Annotated in this window: 15 protein-coding genes; 7 read left to right on the plus strand and 8 right to left on the minus strand. The window is 71.4% G+C overall.

From position 1 onward, the window contains the following. Positions 1-62: 62 nt before the first annotated feature. Positions 63-1,208 (plus strand): serine hydrolase domain-containing protein, encoded by a 1,146-nt coding sequence (locus tag AB0L37_RS25485; RefSeq protein ID WP_365509782.1) that lies wholly within the window; start codon positions 63-65, stop codon positions 1,206-1,208. On the opposite strand, the gene AB0L37_RS25490 is transcribed toward AB0L37_RS25485, so the two are convergent. Then, a complete protein-coding gene (locus AB0L37_RS25490; protein ID WP_365509785.1) occupies positions 1,192-1,797 on the minus strand; it encodes an HXXEE domain-containing protein in 606 nt (201 codons plus the stop codon). The genes AB0L37_RS25485 and AB0L37_RS25490 overlap by 17 nt on opposite strands. 9 nt (positions 1,798-1,806) lie before the next feature. Continuing rightward, positions 1,807-2,466, minus strand: coding sequence for a TetR family transcriptional regulator (locus AB0L37_RS25495; protein ID WP_365510104.1), 660 nt, complete (start codon positions 2,464-2,466; stop codon positions 1,807-1,809). A 221-nt stretch (positions 2,467-2,687) separates the two neighbouring features. On the opposite strand from AB0L37_RS25495, the gene AB0L37_RS25500 reads away from it, so the two are divergent. Beyond that, on the plus strand, positions 2,688-4,148 hold the full coding sequence (locus tag AB0L37_RS25500) for an MFS transporter (protein WP_365509787.1): 1,461 nt from the start codon (positions 2,688-2,690) through the stop codon (positions 4,146-4,148). A gap of 41 nt (positions 4,149-4,189) precedes the next feature. Here the strand turns inward: AB0L37_RS25500 and AB0L37_RS25505 are convergent, their stop codons facing one another. Next, on the minus strand, positions 4,190-5,392 hold the full coding sequence (locus AB0L37_RS25505) for a spermidine/putrescine ABC transporter substrate-binding protein (protein WP_365509790.1): 1,203 nt from the start codon (positions 5,390-5,392) through the stop codon (positions 4,190-4,192). A 101-nt stretch (positions 5,393-5,493) separates the two neighbouring features. Beyond that, entirely contained in the window at positions 5,494-6,345 is an 852-nt protein-coding gene (locus AB0L37_RS25510; RefSeq protein WP_365509793.1) for a helix-turn-helix transcriptional regulator, read from the minus strand. 168 nt (positions 6,346-6,513) lie between these two features. Here AB0L37_RS25510 and AB0L37_RS25515 point away from each other — a divergent pair, with 168 nt between their 5' ends. After that, entirely contained in the window at positions 6,514-7,536 is a 1,023-nt protein-coding gene (locus AB0L37_RS25515) for an aldo/keto reductase (RefSeq protein ID WP_365509796.1), read from the plus strand. A gap of 6 nt (positions 7,537-7,542) precedes the next feature. On the opposite strand, the gene AB0L37_RS25520 is transcribed toward AB0L37_RS25515, so the two are convergent. Continuing rightward, entirely contained in the window at positions 7,543-8,700 is a 1,158-nt protein-coding gene (locus tag AB0L37_RS25520; RefSeq protein ID WP_365509799.1) for an ATP-binding protein, read from the minus strand. After that, on the minus strand, positions 8,697-9,350 hold the full coding sequence (locus tag AB0L37_RS25525; protein WP_365509801.1) for a response regulator transcription factor: 654 nt from the start codon (positions 9,348-9,350) through the stop codon (positions 8,697-8,699). Before AB0L37_RS25525 ends, AB0L37_RS25520 begins: the two co-directional genes overlap by 4 nt. A 131-nt stretch (positions 9,351-9,481) precedes the next feature. Between AB0L37_RS25525 and AB0L37_RS25530 the strand changes: the two genes are divergently transcribed. Both AB0L37_RS25530 and AB0L37_RS25535 read left to right on the plus strand, forming a co-directional pair. Next, the gene (locus AB0L37_RS25530; RefSeq protein ID WP_365509804.1) at positions 9,482-9,880 is read left to right on the plus strand and encodes a hypothetical protein; all 399 of its coding nucleotides are present in this window, start codon (positions 9,482-9,484) and stop codon (positions 9,878-9,880) included. 5 nt (positions 9,881-9,885) lie between these two features. Further along, on the plus strand, positions 9,886-10,446 hold the full coding sequence (locus AB0L37_RS25535; RefSeq protein WP_365509807.1) for a hypothetical protein: 561 nt from the start codon (positions 9,886-9,888) through the stop codon (positions 10,444-10,446). Between the two features lie 75 nt (positions 10,447-10,521). Here the strand turns inward: AB0L37_RS25535 and AB0L37_RS25540 are convergent, their stop codons facing one another. Next, positions 10,522-11,001, minus strand: a complete 480-nt coding sequence (locus AB0L37_RS25540) for a DUF1990 domain-containing protein (RefSeq protein ID WP_365509809.1) — start codon at positions 10,999-11,001, stop codon at positions 10,522-10,524. Further along, positions 10,998-12,437, minus strand: coding sequence for a gamma-aminobutyraldehyde dehydrogenase (locus AB0L37_RS25545; RefSeq protein ID WP_365509812.1), 1,440 nt, complete (start codon positions 12,435-12,437; stop codon positions 10,998-11,000). Before AB0L37_RS25545 ends, AB0L37_RS25540 begins: the two co-directional genes overlap by 4 nt. 176 nt (positions 12,438-12,613) lie before the next feature. Here AB0L37_RS25545 and AB0L37_RS25550 point away from each other — a divergent pair, with 176 nt between their 5' ends. Then, a complete protein-coding gene (locus tag AB0L37_RS25550) occupies positions 12,614-13,132 on the plus strand; it encodes an Lrp/AsnC family transcriptional regulator (protein WP_338701051.1) in 519 nt (172 codons plus the stop codon). Beyond that, the gene (locus AB0L37_RS25555; RefSeq protein WP_338701049.1) at positions 13,117-14,496 is read left to right on the plus strand and encodes an aspartate aminotransferase family protein; all 1,380 of its coding nucleotides are present in this window, start codon (positions 13,117-13,119) and stop codon (positions 14,494-14,496) included. Before AB0L37_RS25550 ends, AB0L37_RS25555 begins: the two co-directional genes overlap by 16 nt. Positions 14,497-14,545 lie beyond the last annotated feature (49 nt).

Below are 14,545 nucleotides of genomic sequence, written 5' to 3' on the forward strand. Positions count from 1 at the left end.
GGCGGCGCCGAGGATGGTCCGTGTCGGCCCGCACGGGCCGACTCCCTTCCCAGGAGGCTCCCTTGAAGCGTCGCGTCGCCCTCGCCGTGTCCACCGCCCTCGCGCTCGGCGTCCTGTCGGCCCCGCTCGCCTCAGCGGCCGGGGCGCGCCCGGCGGCGGTCGCCCCCGCGCCCGGCGCGCCGGACGGGCAGGCCCTGGCGGCGGCCCTCGCGGGGCTGCCGGACGACGACGCGACCGCGGCCCTCGTCCGGGTCGGCGGCACCGGTGGCTCGTGGCACGGCAGCGCGGGCGTACGGGATCTGCGGACCGGCGCGAAGGCCCTGGAGAACGCCGAGTTCCGGGCCGGGTCGACGACGAAGGTGGTCACGGCCGCCACGGTGCTGCGTCTCGCGGCCGACGGCAGAGTCGACCTGGACGCGCCGGTGCAGCGCTATCTGCCCGCACTGTTCAAGGGCACGGACTTCCACCGGCCCATCTCCGTACGGCAGTTGCTCAACCACACCAGCGGTATCCAGGCGGGTGACGGGTGGGGCGACGCGTTCGCCGACCAGTACGCGCACCGCTTCGACGTCCTCACCCCGGAGCAGGTCGTCACGTCAGCGCTCGCCAAGGGCCCGGCGTTCGACCCGGGCACCCGGCAGGACTACCTCAACATCAACTACACGCTGCTCGGCCTGCTGATCGAGCGGGTGACGGGACGCCCGTACGACGAGGTGGCGACGCGGCTCGTGCTGCGTCCGGCCGGGATGCGGCACACGTACTTCCCGGGCAGCGACCCTTCCCTCCGCGGTCCGCACAACCGCGGATACCAGCTCGTGGACGGCGCGTTCGTCGACGTGACGCAGTGGGTGCAGGCGGACCGTCTGGCGGCCGGCGACATGATCTCCACGACGGCCGACCTGGAGCGGCTCCTGACGCAGCTGTTCCGGGGCCGGATCGTGCCGAGGCCGCAGTTGCGGGAGATGTTCACCGTGCCGTCCGGCATCGAGGGCGCGACGATGAGCGCGGGCCTGCAACGGATGGAGCTGAACGGCACCGTGTACTGGGGCAAGTCCGGTGCCCGCTACGGGTACGCGACGGCGATCGCGGCGACCCGCGACCTGTCCCGTACGGCCGTCTACTCGGTCAACGCCACGGACGCGAAGGGCGAGGGGATGAACCCCGTCGCCCAGCGGATCGTCATGGCGGCGATCAGGAACGCCGCCTGACCAGGCGCCGTGCCACCCCGTGCGAGACGGCCGTCGCCGCCCCCGCCCAGGCGATCCCGGCGGCGACGTCCCGGCCGCGCGCGGGCCGCAGCACCCCGGCGCGCGCGAGCCGGCGCCGCGCCCACAGGGTGAACGGCACGACGAGCGTCGGTGAGGTCGCGACGCCGGGGGTGTATCCCCGTACGGCGAGGGCCTGGCCGAGGTGGACGAGCCCGTGCAGTCCGAACGCGTTCAGCATCGCCTGATACACCGCGCTGCGCCCGCCGCTGGCCCACCCCGCGACCGCCCCGGCGCCGACGATGCCGGCCATGACACCGACGGCGGCCCGGAACTCGCGCTCGTCGACGCCCTCCATCACCTGCCAGAGCCGCTCGGGCAGTTCGGGCCACCGCTCGCGCAACTCCGGTACGCGGTCCCGGATCCAGCGCGGGGCGGCGAGCAGCTCTTCGGTGTCGTGCAGCGCCCAGGCCGCGAAGAGGCCGAGCGTGACGGCGGCGGCCACTTTCCCCTCGGCCGCTTTCCCGTCGGTCGCTTCTTCATCGGCCACATTCCCGTCGGCCGCTCTTTCATCGGCCGCTGAATTCCCCATGCCCGCACGCTACTTGACGGGCCCGGCTCCTGCCTGAAGACGCAGGCCCGCCAGGGTCAGGTCCAGGGCGGCGAGGAACTGGTCCCGGTCGTCGTGCCCGGCGAACTCGTCGACGATCTCGTGCACGAACGGGAAGTCCTCGGAGTCGAGCGTGCGCCACGCGTCGGCGAAGCGGCCGAGGTACGCGTCGCGGTCCGGGTCGCCGTCGAGCAGCTCCTGCGGGATCTCCATGCCCAGGTCGGCGGCGGTGCCGACGACGACGCCGGCGATCGCCGACACCGCGTGGAACCGCTGACGCGGGGTGAGGTCGAGCCGGAGCGTCTGCTGACCGAGCTTCTCGTAGAGCCGCAGCGTGTTGGTCTGCACCTCGGTGTTGCGCATGAAGTACGCCGCGAGCCACGGCCGGTCCACGATCGCGTCGAACAGCGCCACCGCCATCGCGCGCAGGTCGGCGATCGGGTCGTCGCTCTCGGGCTGCGCCTCGATGACGGCGAGGACTCCCCCGATCGCGTGGTCGGTGGCGCGGTCGAGCAGCTCGTCCTTGTTCGAGACGTACCAGTAGAGGGTCCCGACGCCGGTGCCGAGCCGTGCGGCCAGGGCGCGGAAGGTCAGGGCCTGGCCGCCGGCCTCGTCGAGCAGGGCCACGGCCGCGGCGAGGACGGCCTCCATGGAGTGCGAGGCGCGCTTGCGCCCGCGGGCGGGTCCTTCGGCGGTGCGGGTGCGCGGGGGCGTCATGACTCTCATCCAATCACAGCTTGCGTCAACATCGAACGACGTTCTACTGTAGAACCACGTTCCATTATCGAACGATGTTCGTTCATCGAATCCCGTTCCACGTAGAGCGTCGTTCCTTGCCTTCCGCTCGGCGACGTTCAGAGAGGAGGTCGGCCATGAGCACGACCACCGAACCCGCCGTGCCCCGATCCGGCACCTATACGTCGCTGCGCGCGGCGTGGATCCCCCTGGCCGCGCTCTGCCTGGCCTTCTTCGTCGAAATGGTCGACAACACGCTGCTGTCGATCGCGCTGCCCACGATCGGCCGCGACCTCGGCAGCGGCACCACCGCCCTGCAATGGGTCACCGGCGCCTACTCACTGACGTTCGGCGGCCTGCTCCTGACGGCCGGCTCGATGGCCGACCGGCTCGGACGCCGGCGCGTACTTCTCGTCGGCCTCGGCGCGTTCGGCCTGCTCAGCCTGTGTGTGGTCGCCGTCGACTCGGCCGGGCAGCTGATCGCCCTGCGGGCGGGGCTCGGCGTCGCCGCCGCGGCCATGGCGCCCATCACCAACTCGCTCGTCTTCCGGCTCTTCGACGACCAGGCGCTGCGCCTGCGCGCCATGACCCTGATGATCGTCGTCGGCATGTCCGGGTTCGTCCTCGGCCCGCTGCTCGGCGGCACCGCGCTGGCCCACGTGAGCTGGCAGTGGCTGCTCGTGATCAACGCGCCGATCGCGCTGATCGCGGGCATCGGCGTACGGTTCGGCGTCGCGGCCGACCGGCCCGAGGATCTCACCAAGGACAAGCTCGACCTGCCCGGCGCGGCCCTGAGCGTCCTCGCCATCGGCCTGGCCTGCTACTCGCTGACCAGCGGCGTCGAGCACGGCTGGCTCTCCGCGGCGACCCTCGCCTCGATCCTCGGCGCGGTGGCCTCGGGCATCGCCTTCGTCTGGCACGAGCGCACCAGCAAGGCGCCCATGCTGGACCTGAAGATCTTCTCCAGCGGCACGGTCCGCGGCGCGGCCATCGCCCAGATCGGCACGTCCATCGCGATGGCCGGCGTGATGTTCGGGCTGATCCTCCACTTCCAGTACGCCTACGGGTGGAGCCCGATGAAGGCCGGCCTGGCGAACCTGCCGATCATCATGACGATGATCGCCGCCACTCCGCTGTCGGAATGGCTCGCCAAGCGGTTCGGCCACCGCGTCGCCTGCCTCGTCGGCGCCGCCTGCCTGGCCGGTGCGCTGGCCGGACTCGCCTGGGGCGTCGACCACGGGTACGCCGCCATCGCCGTCTGCATGGTGGTCATGACCATCGGGCTGCGCACCGTCATGACGATCTGCGCCATCGCCCTGGTCGAGGCCATGCCGGAGAACCGCACCTCGATCGGCACCGCGCTCAACGACACCGCCCAGGAGGTCGGCTCCAGCGTCGGCACCGCCGTGGTCGGCACGATGATCGCCGGCCTGGTCACCACCCAGCTGCCCGCGGGCGTGTGGAGCAGCGACCTGGTGCAGTCCTTCTTCCACGGCGAGCGCATCACGTACGCCGTCCTGGCGGTGATCGTCGGCCTGGTCGCGGCGGGCGGCGCCTTCACGCTGACGAACTCGCACGCGGTGGAGGAGCACGGCTGAGACCGAGCGAGCCGCGCTCCACGGCCCCGCGATGCGCTCCCCTACAACCCCGCGATCGCGTTCCACCGCTTCGCGAACTCCGTGCGCTCCGACGAGCGGATGTCCCGGGCGATCGCGAGGCGGGAACGCATCGCGTCGTCGGGGAAGATCAGCGGGTCCTCGGCGAGGGCGGCCGTCTCCTCGTCCTTGGCGGAGGCGAGGATGTCCCGGGCGGCCGGGACCGGGCAGACGTAGTTGACCCATGCGGCCAGTTCGGCGGCGATCTCGGGCTGGTAGTAGTGGTCGATCAGCTTCTCGGCGTTGGCCTTGTGGTCGGCGAGGTTGGGGATCATCAGGGATTCGGCCCAGAGTTCGGCGCCCTCCTCAGGGACCACGAACTCGATGTCCGGGTCGTCGGCCTGGAGCTGGATGATGTCGCCGCTGTAGGCCTGGCAGGCGAGGACGTCGCCGCTGGAGAGGTCCTTGATGTAGTCGTTGCCGGTGAAGCGGCGGATGTGCTGGGACTTCACGAGCTTCTCGACCTGGTCGCAGACCCGGTGGAAGTCGTCGGCCTGCCACTTCGTGATGTCGACGCCGTTGCCCTGCATGAGGAGCGCGAACGACTCGTCGAGCCCGGACAGGAGCGTGACGCGCCCCTTCAGGTCGGCCGCCCACAGATCGGAGACGTGCCGGATCTCGCGGCCCAGCTTCCGCTTGTTGTACGCGATGCCGGTGATCCCTGACTGCCACGGCACCGTGTACTTGCGGCCCGGGTCGAAGGCGGGAGAGCGCAGCAGCGGGTCGAGGTACCGGGTGACGTGCGGCTGGTGGGCGCGGTCCATCTCCTGCACCCAGCCGAGCCGTACGAAGCGCGAGCACATCCAGTCGGAGATGACGATCAGGTCGCGGCCGGTCTTCTGGTGGTTCATCAGGGAGGGGCTGATCTTCCCGAAGAACTCGTCGTTGTCGTTGATCTCCTCGGTGTACTTGACCTGGATGCCGGTCCGCTTCTCGAACGCGTCCAGCGTCGGCCGCCGCCCCGGATCGTCGTCGTCGACGTCGATGTAGAGGGGCCAGTTCGCCCAGGTCAGCCGCCGGTCGTCGGTGGACAGGTCCTGGGCCGCGCGGTCACCGGGCGCGACATACGCGGCGGGCACCCCGCACCCCGTGGCGAGGGCGCCGACCGCCGCGGCCGTGGCACCACCGCCCAGGGCGCGCAGCAGGGAACGACGGGTGACATGGGGGGTGGTGATGTTGGCTCGCACCTGCGCAGGATGCCGCCGGGCAGCTCGGCCGGGCAATGGACGCCTCGTCGAGCGCGCCGCCCGCCGGGCGACACCCTGTCGATCGTCCGGCCGGCGGGCGGTCAGCCGGTCCAGCTGGCGAGCAGAGCGAGGTTCTCGGCGGCGTCCGTGCCGGGCGCGGGAAGGTAGCTGACCAGGACCTGTCCGGCGTCCGGCAGGTGCAGGATCTCGAAGTCGAGGTCGAGGGCGCCGACGACCGGGTGCCTGAGCGCGTACCGTCCGGCCTCCTTGTCGCGGACGTCCTGGCGGGCCCACAGCGCGCCGAACTCCTCGCTCTTCATCGCGAGCGTGCCGATGAGCGAGGCGAGGGCGGGGTCGTCGGGGTGCCGGCCGACGCCCACCCGCAGGAAGGCGACCGTCGACTCGGCCTTCGCCTGCCGGCTGTCGGCGAACAGCGCGCGGTAGGCGTCGTCGAGGAAGACCAGATGCGCGAACGTGCGTTGCCGCTCCGGGAGTTGGCCGAAGTCGCCGAAGACCGCCGCGGCCTGCCGGTTCCAGGCGACGACCTCGGTGAGCGGTCCGGTGAGATAGGCGGGACCCGGCTGTGCGTCGATCAGGCGTTGCAGCGCGGGCCGCACCGGCTCGGGCCGCGGCAGCGCGCGGTCGCGGGCCGCCGGGCGGGCCCGGTCGGGCCGCGCCAGGTTGCGCAGATGACTCTGCTCGGCGTCGTCGAGGCGCAGCGCCCGGCCGACCGAGGCGAGGACGGCGTCGGACACGTGCGGGTTGCGCCCCTGCTCCAGGCGTACGTAGTACTCGACGCTGACCCCTGCGAGCTGCGCCAGCTCCTCGCGGCGCAGGCCGGGCACGCGGCGTGGCCCGTACGGGACGAGGCCGACGTCGGCGGGCTGGAGGCGGGCACGGCGCGAGCGGAGGAACTGGCTGAGTTCGGCGCGGCGGTCCACGGAGGCGTCCATGCCCCGAGTATCGCCCGCGCCGTGCGCCCCTGGGTGGCCAAGTCTTTCCCCCCTCTCGGCTGTGCCTGTCAGGGGGTGGCGCCCGGGGCGCACAGTCGTCTCCGTCAGCAGGACACACGGCAAGCACGACGAGCTCGCCAACGACATCGAGAGCAAGGACGTACGACGATGACGACCGTCAGCAGCACCGGACTGCCCCGCCGCGAACTCGGCACCACCGGCATGGAGTTGTCCACGATCGGCCTCGGCAGCTGGGCCTTCGGGGGCGAGGGATGGCGCTTCTCGTGGGGCGGCCAGGACGACGCCCGCTCGATCTCCGTGGTGCACGCCGCGGTGGATCTCGGCGTCAACTGGATCGACACGGCCGCCGTGTACGGGCTCGGCCACTCGGAGGAGGTCGTCGGCAAGGCGATCGCCCAACTCCCGCAGAACCGCAGGCCGTTCGTGTTCACCAAGGTCGGTCTGGTGTGGGACCCGCGGAACCCGACGGCGGCGCCGCGCCGGATCATGCGGCCCGACAGTGTCCGCCGCGAACTGGAGGACTCGCTGCGCCGCCTCGGCGTCGAGGCGATCGACCTCTACCAGGTGCACTGGCCGGACACCGGCGCCGCCCTGGACTGGGACGCGAACGGCGCGGACGGCGCGGCCGCCCCGCAGGTCACGCCCCTTGAGGAGTACTGGCAGACGATGGCCGACCTGAAGAAGGAGGGCAAGGTCCGAGCGATCGGGCTGTCCAACCACGACCCGGCGCAGCTCGCCGCGGCGGCGGCCGTCGCCCCGGTCGACGCGATCCAGCCGCCCCTGTCGCTGATCAACCGTGCGGCGGAGCCGGAGATCGACTGGGCCGCTGACCACGGCACGGGCGTGATCGCGTACCAGCCGCTGCACTCGGGGCTGCTGTCCGGCACGTTCACCAGGGAGCGGGCGGCGGCGCTCGACGCCGGCGACTGGCGGCGCACCCACCCGGACTTCACCCGGGACCTGGACCGCAACCTGGAGATCGTGGAACGGCTGCGCACGGTCGCGGAGCGGCACGACGCCACGGTCGGCTCGGCCGCCCTCGCCTGGGCGCTCGCCCGGCGCGGCGTCACGGGCGTGATCGCGGGCGCGCGCGGCCCCGAGCAGATGGCGGACTGGGCGCAGGCGGCGCGGCTCGAACTGACCGCGCAGGACCTGGCCCACTTGGCCTGATCTGCGTCACACGGCGGGGAAGGCGGCCTCGACGAGGAGGCCGCCCGCGTCCCCGCCCGGCCAGGCCCGCACGCGTCCGCCGTGCGCCGCGGCCACGGCGGCGACGATGGACAGGCCGAGCCCGAGACCGTCGCGGCGCCGGGTCCGCTCGGCGCCGAGCCTGCGGAACGGTTCGAAGAGCGAGGCGACCTGGTCGGCGGGGACGGGCGGACCGCTGTTGCCGACGCGCAGCGTGGGCCGTCCGTCGTGCCGCCCGGTCCACACGGCGACCCAACTCCCCTCCTGGTCGGGCCTGTTGTGGCGTACGGCGTTGTCGACGAGGTTGCCGACGAGCCGCTCGACCAGGTGCCGGTCGCCGAGCAGCGGGGCCGGGGCAAGGTCCGCGGTGACCCGCACGGGCCCGATACTGCCCGGCAGCACGTCCCGTACGACGTCGGCGAGATCCACGTACTCCCGCTGCTCCAGGCCCCGTTGGCTGCGCGCGAGCATGAGCAGGGCCTCGATGGTGCGCTCCTGCTCCTCGGCGGCGGCCCGGACCCGGCGGCAGGCGGCGCGCAGCGTCTCGGCGCTCGCGTCGGGGTCGTCGAGCGCCACGTCGACGACGGCCTGCTGGAGGGTGACCGGGGTGCGCAGTTCGTGCGAGGCGTTCGCCACGAACCGCTTCTGCGCCTCGAAGGCGCCTTCCAGGCGGGCGAGCAGGGCGTCGAACGTGTCGGCCAGATCGCCCAGTTCACCGTGGCGGCCGCTCATCGCGAGCCGTTCGTGGAGGTCGTCGGCGGAGATCCGGCGGGCTTTGAGGGCCATGGTGCGCAGCGGAGCGAGGACGTGACCGGCGACGAGCCAGCCCAGCAGGAGCGAGGCGAGGGCCATCAGGCCGAGGGCGACGCCGGACTCGACGAGGAGGCGGTGCAGCTGCCCGTCGCGCTGCGCTTCGAGGCTGTGCTCGACGACGGCCTTGACGGAGCCCTTCTGCTCGAAGGTGCGGCCCGTGGTCGTGGACGGCGGGGCGACAGAGCTGCCGGACTTCTGGGCGACCATGGCGTAGACGAAGGCGAGCAGGACCCCGGCGGCCAGCACGAACAGGCCGCTGTAGAGGAGGGTGAGCCGCCACCGGACACTGCCGGGGGGCCGCAGGCACCTCAGCAGGCGGCGGATGCGGTTCACAACCGGTACCCGGCACGGTCGACCGTCTCGATGAGCGGCGGCTCGCCGAGCTTGCGGCGCAGCCGGCTCACCGTCACCTTCACGGTCTGGGTGAACGGGTCTGCGGCCTCGTCCCAGGCGCGCTCCAGGAGCTGTTCGGCGGAGACGACGGTGCCGCGGGCGGCGAGCAGCAGTTCCAGCACGGCGAACTCCTTGGGGCTGAGGGAGAGTTGACGCCCGTCGCGGACCGCCTCGCGGCGCGCCGGGTCGAGCCGGAGGCCGCCGGACACCAGCACCGGCGGCAGCGCGGGCTGTGCCCTGCGCCCCAACGCCCGTACACGGGCGGTCAGTTCGGTGAACGCGAACGGCTTGGGCAGATAGTCGTCGGCGCCCATGCCGAGCCCTGCCACCCGGTCGGCGACGGCGCCGGAAGCGGTGAGCATGAGGACGCGCTCGTGCCCCTCCCCCTCGACCAGGGCGCGGCACACCTGGTCGCCGTGGACGCCGGGCAGGTCGCGGTCGAGGACGACGACGTCGTACTTGTGGACCGTGACCCGCTCCAGGGCGGCTTCCCCGTCGAACACCACGTCCACGGCCATGCCCTGGCGGCGCAGCCCCGCGGCGACGGTCTCGGCGAGCTCTTCGTGGTCCTCGACCACCAGCACACGCATGCCGTCAGTGTGGCGGCGCGGCGGTTACGTACGGATAAGCGCGGGCGTTCCCGTGCCGTAACCGCCGTACCGGTGAAGTGAGTTCAGCGCCGCGGCAGCCCGCCGCGGCCCGTCACCGGAGGTATCCGCACATGCGTCCCGTACGTCGAAGGCGCCTGGCCCTGACCGGCGCCGCACTGACCACCCTGGCCGTCACCGCGGTGGGCGCGACCCCCGCGCTCGCCTCGGACGGCCCGCCCCGCCGGGGCGGCGAGGCGGTCGCGTCCGCCTCGCACCGCTTCGAGCGCTGTCTGACCCGGCACGGGGAGCGGCAGTTCCCGGAGTTCGGGATCTACCGCGTCACGGACTCCGCGGGCACCCGCCACCTCGAACTGCGCGCCGTCCCCGGCACCCGCGCCGAGCGGCGCCACTACGCCCGCGGCATCCGCGCGTGCGGCCGCCATCTCCAGGACGGCCGGATCACCGTGCCCGAGCGGCCACGGCCCCTGCCGGACACGTCCGACGCCCCGCCCGTCCAGTGGAAGGACTGACCCTCATGGCTCCGCGCACCGCGCCCAGGCGCCGCATCCTCGCGACCGCGGCGATGATCTCCGCCATCACGCTCGCCACCGTCACGACGTCCCGGGCCTCGGGCACCGCCGACCCGAACCCGCCGAAGGACCCGAAAAGCGCGCCGATCGGCTACCAGCCGACCGATGACGCGCCGGACGATCTCAACGCCGCCGACGACGACTTCGCCGCCTGCATGCGGGACCACGGGCAGGACACGTACCCGACGTTCCGGGCGGCCAGGGATTCCGACGGCGGCATCTCGTTCACGGTGCGGGTCGGCGTGGCCGAGGGCAAGACGATTCCGGACCTGACCTCCGACGAGTTCCTCGACGCGTTCAACGCGTGCAAGGGCCCGCTGGAGGACGCGGGCGTGACGTTCTCGGACGACGAGGCGCTGTTCCCCGCCCCCGGCGACCTGCCCAAGCACCCCGGCGACGGCCGCCGGCACGTCCACCCCAAGCTCCCCGACGAGCACGGTCACCAGGGCGTCGCCCCGGGCGAGGACGACGGGACTCCGTCCCTGTCCGGATTCATCCGCGCCTGACCGGCCGACGGGGCACCCGAGGGGGGAACGTGCGGGGGTGCGGGCCACGGAGAGGGGCCCGCACCCCCGCACACGTCACCCCGCGATGGCCTTCAAGTACCGTCGCGTGACGAGGAGTTGAACAGCCCGGGCGAGAGGCCCGGCGGCCCGCGCGTACCACCGCCCCGGCCGCGAGAAGGCCCGTATCCGGAACCACACCGAGCCGTCGGCCTCCCGCTCGACGAGGAAGGCCTCCTCGCCGCACTCCGGATGCCCGCGCAGCGTCCCGTACGCGAACCCGGTCCGCTCGGCGGTGCGCACGACCCGTACGACCCGGCAGGGAATCCGCAGGCCGAAGAAGCGCAGCTCCACGTCCGTGCCCTCGGTGACCGGGCCGGGCGGCGTCACGGAGAGACCGGCGCCGCGCTGCGCACCCCACGAGAGAACCGCCGCGCCCGCCCGCTCGAAGCACTCCTGCCCCGAGCCGAGACGGACACGGCGGTCCATGTGGGCGTACCCCGACGGCAGTCGACCGTCCGTCAGGGTCGCGCCGGTCTCCGTATAGGTGAGACTCACGCGTCCAGCGACGTCATCACGTGCTTGATGCGCGTGTAGTCGTCGAAGCCGTAGCCCGACAGGTCCTTGCCGTAGCCGGACTTCTTGAAGCCGCCGTGCGGCATCTCGGCGACGAGCGGGATGTGGGTGTTGATCCACACACAGCCGAAGTCGAGGACCTTGGACATGCGCATCGCACGCGAGTGGTCCTTGGTCCACACCGACGACGCGAGCGCGTAGTCGACGCCGTTGGCCCACTCGACGGCCTGCGCCTCGTCCGTGAAGGACTGGACGGTGATGACGGGGCCGAAGACCTCGTTCTGGATGATCTCGTCGTCCTGCTTGAGGCCGGAGACGACGGTCGGGGCGTAGAAGTAGCCCTTCTCGCCGACGCGGTGGCCACCGGCCTCGACCTTGGCGTGGGCCGGCAGGCGCTCGATGAACCCGGAGACCTGCTTGAGCTGGTTCGGGTTGTTGAGCGGGCCGTACAGCACGTCCTCGTCGTCCGGCTGCCCGGTCTTCGTGTCGGCGGCGGCCTTGACGAGCGCCGTCACGAACTCGTCGTGGATCGACTCCTGTACGAGGACGCGCGTGGCGGCGGTGCAGTCCTGCCCGGCGTTGAAGAAGCCCGCCATCGAGATGTCCTCGACGGCCTTGGCGATGTCGGTGTCCTCGAAGACGACGACCGGCGCCTTGCCGCCGAGCTCCAGGTGGACCCGCTTGAGGTCCTTGGACGCGGACTCGGCGACCGACATGCCGGCGCGCACGGAACCGGTGATGGAGGCCATCGCCGGGGTCGGGTGCTCGACCATCATGCGGCCCGTGTCGCGGTCACCGCACACGACGTTGAAGACGCCCTTGGGCACGATCGAGCCGATGATCTCGGCGATCAGCACGGTCGAGGCGGGGGTGGTGTCCGAGGGCTTGAGGACGACCGTGTTGCCCGCGGCGAGCGCCGGGGCGAACTTCCACACGGCCATCATCATCGGGTAGTTCCACGGCGCGACCTGCGCGCAGACGCCGATCGGCTCGCGGCGGACGATGGAGGTCAGACCCTCCATGTACTCGCCGGCGGAGCGGCCTTCGAGCATGCGCGCGGCGCCCGCGAAGAAGCGGATCTGGTCGACCATCGGCGGAATCTCTTCGCTCCGCGTCAGACCGATCGGCTTGCCCGTGTTCTCGACCTCGGCCGCGATGAGCTCCTCGGCCCGCTCCTCGAACGCGTCCGCGATCTTGAGGAGGGCCTTCTGGCGCTCGGCGGGCGTCAGGTCGCGCCAGGCCGGGAACGCGGCCTCGGCGGCGGCCATGGCGGCGTCGATGTCGGCCTGCCCGGACAGCGGCGCCGTCGCGTACGCCTCGCCCGTCGCCGGGTTGACCACGTCGGTGGTCCGCCCGTCGGCGGCGTCCCGGAACTCGCCATCGATGTAGTTGCGCAGACGACGCAGCTCGCTGGTCACTGACCGGCCTCCTTGCGGATGGGTTTGACGGATGTCCACTGCTTGAGACACCCACCCTAATCCCCGTACCGACGTTTTCGACACCCCCTGCCGCCTCGGACCTACGAAATCCGTGAGTATCGACAACGTAAACAACGAATTTCATCGGTCCGGGGTTGCGAAACGGATGACCTCTCGTGCACAGTGAGGTCGTGGCCAGTCGCAGCGCAGACCCCAAGGGACCCAGTTCGAGGAACGGCGGGGGCACCCCGTCGCTGGACGCCGTCTCCCTCGCCATCATCGAGCAGCTTCAAGAAGACGGCAGGCGCCCGTACGCCGCCATCGGAAAGGCCGTCGGCCTGTCCGAGGCAGCCGTGCGCCAGCGCGTCCAGAAGCTGCTCGACCAGGGCGTCATGCAGATCGTCGCCGTCACGGACCCGCTCACCGTGGGCTTCCGCAGGCAGGCGATGGTCGGCATCAACGTCGAGGGCGACCTGGATCCCGTGGCGGATGCGCTGACGGCCATGCCGGAGTGCGAGTACGTGGTGATGACCGCGGGCTCGTTCGACCTGATGGTGGAGGTCGTCTGCGAGGACGACGACCACCTTCTGGACGTCATCAACAAACGCATCCGGGCCCTTCCCGGAGTGCGCTCCACCGAGAGCTTCGTCTACCTCAAGCTCAAGAAGCAGACCTACATGTGGGGAACCCGATAGCCGTGAGCAAGGACCTCAGCCGAACCGCGTACGACCACCTGTGGATGCACTTCACCCGCATGTCGTCGTACGAGAACGCGCCCGTTCCCACCATCGTGCGTGGCGAGGGCACCTACATCTACGACGACAAGGGCCAGAAGTACCTCGACGGCCTCTCCGGCCTGTTCGTGGTCCAGGCCGGACACGGCCGCCAGGAACTCGCCGAGGTCGCCGCCAAGCAGGCCGCCGAGCTGGCCTTCTTCCCCGTGTGGTCGTACGCCCACCCGAAGGCGGTGGAGCTGGCCGAGCGCCTGGCCCACTACGCCCCGGGCGACCTCAACAAGGTCTTCTTCACCACCGGTGGCGGCGAGGCCGTCGAGACCGCGTGGAAGCTGGCGAAGCAGTACCACAAGCTCACCGGCAACCACACGAAGTACAAGGTCATCTCCCGCGCGGTCGCCTACCACGGCACCCCGCAGGGCGCCCTGTCCATCACCGGTCTGCCGGCCCTCAAGGCCCCCTTCGAGCCGCTCGTCCCAGGCGCGCACAAGGTGCCGAACACGAACATCTACCGTGCCCCGATCCACGGCGACGACCCGGAGGCCTTCGGGCGCTGGGCCGCCGACCAGATCGAGCAGGAGATCCTCTTCGAGGGCCCGGAGACGGTCGCGGCCGTCTTCCTGGAGCCGGTGCAGAACGCCGGCGGCTGCTTCCCGCCGCCGCCCGGCTACTTCCAGCGCGTGCGCGAGATCTGCGACAAGTACGACGTGCTGCTCGTCTCCGACGAGGTCATCTGCGCCTTCGGCCGCCTCGGCACGATGTTCGCCTGTGACAAGTTCGGCTACATCCCGGACATCATCACCTGCGCCAAGGGCATGACGTCCGGCTACTCCCCGATCGGCGCGGCCATCGTGTCCGACCGCATCGCGGAGCCCTTCTACAAGGGCGACAACACCTTCCTGCACGGCTACACCTTCGGTGGCCACCCGGTGTCGGCCGCCGTCGGTATCGCCAACCTCGACCTGTTCGAGCGCGAGGGCCTCAACCAGCACGTCCTCGACAACGAGGCCAACTTCCTGCAGACGCTGCAGAAGCTGCACGACCTGCCCATCGTCGGCGACGTCCGCGGCAACGGCTTCTTCTACGGCATCGAGCTCGTCAAGGACAAGGCCACCAAGGAGTCCTTCACGGACGAGGAGTCGGAGCGCGTGCTCTACGGCTTCGTCTCCAAGAAGCTCTTCGAGTACGGCCTGTACTGCCGCGCCGACGACCGTGGCGACCCGGTCATCCAGCTCTCCCCGCCGCTGATCTCGGACCAGTCCACGTTCGACGAGATCGAGGGCATCATCCGCCAGGTCCTCACGGAGGCCTGGACCAAGATCTGAGCCCCACTGCGGTGAACGACGGCCCGGTTGCCCCATCCGAGTGAGATGG

It is taken from the genome of Streptomyces sp. NPDC052225, from assembly GCF_040679615.1.
In the GTDB taxonomy this organism is placed as follows: Bacteria; Actinomycetota; Actinomycetes; order Streptomycetales; family Streptomycetaceae; genus Streptomyces.